Origin of the sequence: Shewanella sp. 11B5, from assembly GCF_002836795.1 — a bacterium.
GTDB lineage: Bacteria > Pseudomonadota > Gammaproteobacteria > Enterobacterales > Shewanellaceae > Shewanella > Shewanella frigidimarina.
The window spans coordinates 1-2,971 of record NZ_PJAP01000949.1; the positions used below are offsets into that span (position 1 = coordinate 1).

Genomic DNA, 2,971 nt, shown 5'->3' on the forward strand with positions numbered 1-2,971 from the left:
ATCGCCTACTGCATATAAACAAAATCATCAAACTATCAACAACAGTTTAATGATATAAAAAACACAAAAGCCCCACCATAGGCAGGGCTTTCGAGATCTAGCTTAGAAAGAATTAAGCTTCGATGCTAATAAACTTACGGTTATTAGGACCTTTAACTTGAAACTTTACTTTACCGTCTGTTAATGCAAACAAAGTATGGTCACGACCAATACCTACGTTTACACCAGCGTGGAACTTAGTACCACGTTGACGAACGATAATGTTACCAGCTAGAACTGATTCACCACCAAAACGCTTAACACCAAGACGTTTACTTTCCGAATCGCGGCCGTTACGAGTACTACCGCCAGCTTTTTTATGTGCCATGAGTTAGACTCCTAAATTATGCGCTAATCGCAGTGATTTTAACTTCGGTGAACCACTGACGGTGGCCCATCTTCTTATCGTGATGCTTACGACGACGGAACTTGATAATAGTTACCTTTTCGCCGCGACCGTGGCCAACTACTTCAGCTACGACTTTACCGCCAGCAACTAAAGGAGCTCCAACGTGTACTGTTTCACCATCAGCGATCAATAAAACTTGATCGAATTCTACGGTTTCACCAGTAGCAACTTCTAATTTTTCTAAACGAACTGTATGACCTTCAGCAACACGGTGTTGCTTTCCGCCACTTTGAAAAACAGCATACATGGCTATTTTACTCCAAATGACTAACACACTAACTCATATTATTGACGAGACTAGGTGCTAAAAAACTTTTAATGACAATGGGCGCGGATTCTACGCGAAGAATTATCATCAGGCAAGTCTTAATTCACTATCAAATAAAAAAGACCTTATTACTGCACACTATTCATTAATAGCTAATGTGCCTTCTTTAAAATTTAGTTAACATGGCCATGTTCATTTATACCCAAGTTTTATAATTAAATTGGTCAGAATCCTACTAACTATCGTAAAATCAGGATTCTGTATGTTCAATTGTGGAAATACATACTTTGAAAAATAGCACTGATATCCTGTAAGATATGCGCTCTAATTCGATATGACTAATTAAGGGTGCAAGCCTGTCGCCCAACAACCAGAGACTATTATGGATTTAAACGCCATTCGTCAACTGGCTGACACTGATATGCAAGCAGTCAATCAGCTGATATACAAACAACTTGAATCTGATGTAGCCCTAATTAATCAATTAGGCTTTTACATTATCAATGGCGGTGGTAAGCGTTTACGTCCGTTATTATCAGTATTAGCCGCACGAACCGTTGACTACCAAGGCGAGCATCACCTTAAACTCGCGGCGATCATCGAGTTTATCCATACTGCGTCTTTGTTACATGATGATGTTGTTGATGAGTCGACATTGCGTCGCGGCCGTGAGACCGCCAATGCCTTATTTGGTAATAGCGCTAGCGTGCTCGTAGGTGACTTTTTATATACTCGTTCATTTCAAATGATGACCGAGCTCGAAAACATGAAAGTGCTGCAAGTCCTTGCTCATACCACTAACGTACTTGCAGAAGGTGAAGTGTTACAGCTAATGAACTGTAATGACCCTGATACCACTGAAGCTAACTACATGCGGGTTATCTACTGTAAAACTGCAAAATTGTTTGAAGCGGCAACTCAGTTAGCCGGCGTATTAGCCAATGTGAGCCCAGAGCAAGAGCAAGCATTAGCTGATTACGGTAAATATCTCGGCACAGCTTTTCAATTAACTGATGATTTACTGGATTACACAGCTAACGCTGACGAACTAGGCAAAAACATTGGTGATGACCTTGCTGAAGGCAAGCCAACATTACCGCTAATTTATGCCATGGAAAACGGTTCTGACACAGCTAAAAAACTGATTCGAGATGCTATTGAGCAAAGTGATGGCACCAAAGCGATTGATGAAATTCTAGTAGCATTAGAGGAGTCTGGTGCATTAGTTTATACTCAGGAGAAAGCTCAAGCAGAAGCACAGAAGGCCATCGATGCACTCACTGTTTTTCCTGACAGCGACTACAAGCAAGCACTCATTTCGTTAGCTCATCTGTCGGTTAATCGCAGCAGTTAATAGTAATGAGTAACAATCAGTTATTAACTGCATAATCCATCATGAATTCATTTTTTGATGTTGATGCATAAAAAGGTGTGAATACTAAATTCACACCTTTTTTTATGATCAAACTTGCCAATTTATGGCTAGGTTGCCTTGTTCAATTAATAATTGATTAATACTTGAAAAGTGACCGCAACCAAAAAAACCTCGGTAAGCAGATAATGGCGATGGATGCGGGCCGTTCAATACATGATGATGCGATGCCGTAATCAAACGACCTTTCTTGATAGCATGATTTCCCCAACACACAAATATAATCGGCGAAGGTTGTTGGTCTAATCGCAGCAATACATTATCAGTGAATGTCTCCCAGCCAGATTTAGCATGTGAATGAGCTAACCCCTGCTCTACCGTCAGTACCGTATTTAATAGTAAAACACCTTGCTCAGCCCAAGAGGTTAAATTGCCATGTTCGGGAGTCACAAAGCCTTCAATATCATTCGTTAATTCTTTATAGATATTCGCTAATGATGGAGGCGGTTTAATGCCTTTTTTAACCGAAAAAGAAAGCCCATGTGCTTGATTGGGCCCATGGTAAGGGTCTTGCCCCAGTATCACGACTTTAACCTCCGAAAGCGGCGTTAAATCAAAAGCAGTAAACACTTCATCATCAGGCGGATAAACGGTTTTATTATCGGCCCTTTGAGAGGCTATAAAGTGTTGCAAATGTTGATAATATTCCTGAGATTGTTGTTGCTCAAACAACTCTTGCCAATGAGAGGTCATTCAATGAATTCCTTAAAAGTAAGCGATAAATTAGTGAACGGCTCAGTCTTTAGTTACTATTAACAGATTAATCACCATTATGAATAATATGATGCCATTACGTAATAATAAAAGCACCGCTAAAAGTGGT

4 protein-coding genes are annotated in these 2,971 nt (G+C 40.2%); 1 reads left to right on the plus strand and 3 read right to left on the minus strand.

Annotated elements, in window-relative coordinates:
- Window positions 1–112: 112 nt before the first annotated feature.
- Window positions 113–367 carry a 50S ribosomal protein L27 gene (rpmA, locus tag CXF78_RS18670; protein ID WP_011638531.1) on the minus strand — a complete coding sequence of 85 codons (255 nt, stop codon included), beginning with the start codon at window positions 365–367 and terminating at the stop codon, window positions 113–115.
- 16 nt (window positions 368–383) lie between these two features.
- A complete protein-coding gene (gene rplU / locus CXF78_RS18675; RefSeq protein WP_011638532.1) occupies window positions 384–695 on the minus strand; it encodes a 50S ribosomal protein L21 in 312 nt (103 codons plus the stop codon).
- Between the two features lie 403 nt (window positions 696–1,098).
- On the opposite strand from rplU, the gene ispB reads away from it, so the two are divergent.
- Window positions 1,099–2,070 (plus strand): octaprenyl diphosphate synthase, encoded by a 972-nt coding sequence (gene ispB, locus CXF78_RS18680; RefSeq protein ID WP_011638533.1) that lies wholly within the window; start codon window positions 1,099–1,101, stop codon window positions 2,068–2,070.
- 108 nt (window positions 2,071–2,178) lie between these two features.
- Here ispB and ung read toward each other — a convergent pair whose 3' ends face one another.
- Window positions 2,179–2,841 (minus strand): uracil-DNA glycosylase, encoded by a 663-nt coding sequence (ung, locus tag CXF78_RS18685; RefSeq protein ID WP_011638534.1) that lies wholly within the window; start codon window positions 2,839–2,841, stop codon window positions 2,179–2,181.
- Window positions 2,842–2,971: the final 130 nt, after the last annotated feature.

Excerpts from the sequence above, each read along its gene's own strand:
- ung (WP_011638534.1), bottom strand. The coding sequence starts at position 2,841 with ATGACCTCTCATTGGCAAGAGTTGTTTGAGCAACAACAATCTCAGGAA.
- rplU (WP_011638532.1), bottom strand. The coding sequence starts at position 695 with ATGTATGCTGTTTTTCAAAGTGGCGGAAAGCAACACCGTGTTGCTGAA.
- rpmA (WP_011638531.1), bottom strand. The coding sequence starts at position 367 with ATGGCACATAAAAAAGCTGGCGGTAGTACTCGTAACGGCCGCGATTCG.
- ispB (WP_011638533.1), top strand. The coding sequence starts at position 1,099 with ATGGATTTAAACGCCATTCGTCAACTGGCTGACACTGATATGCAAGCA.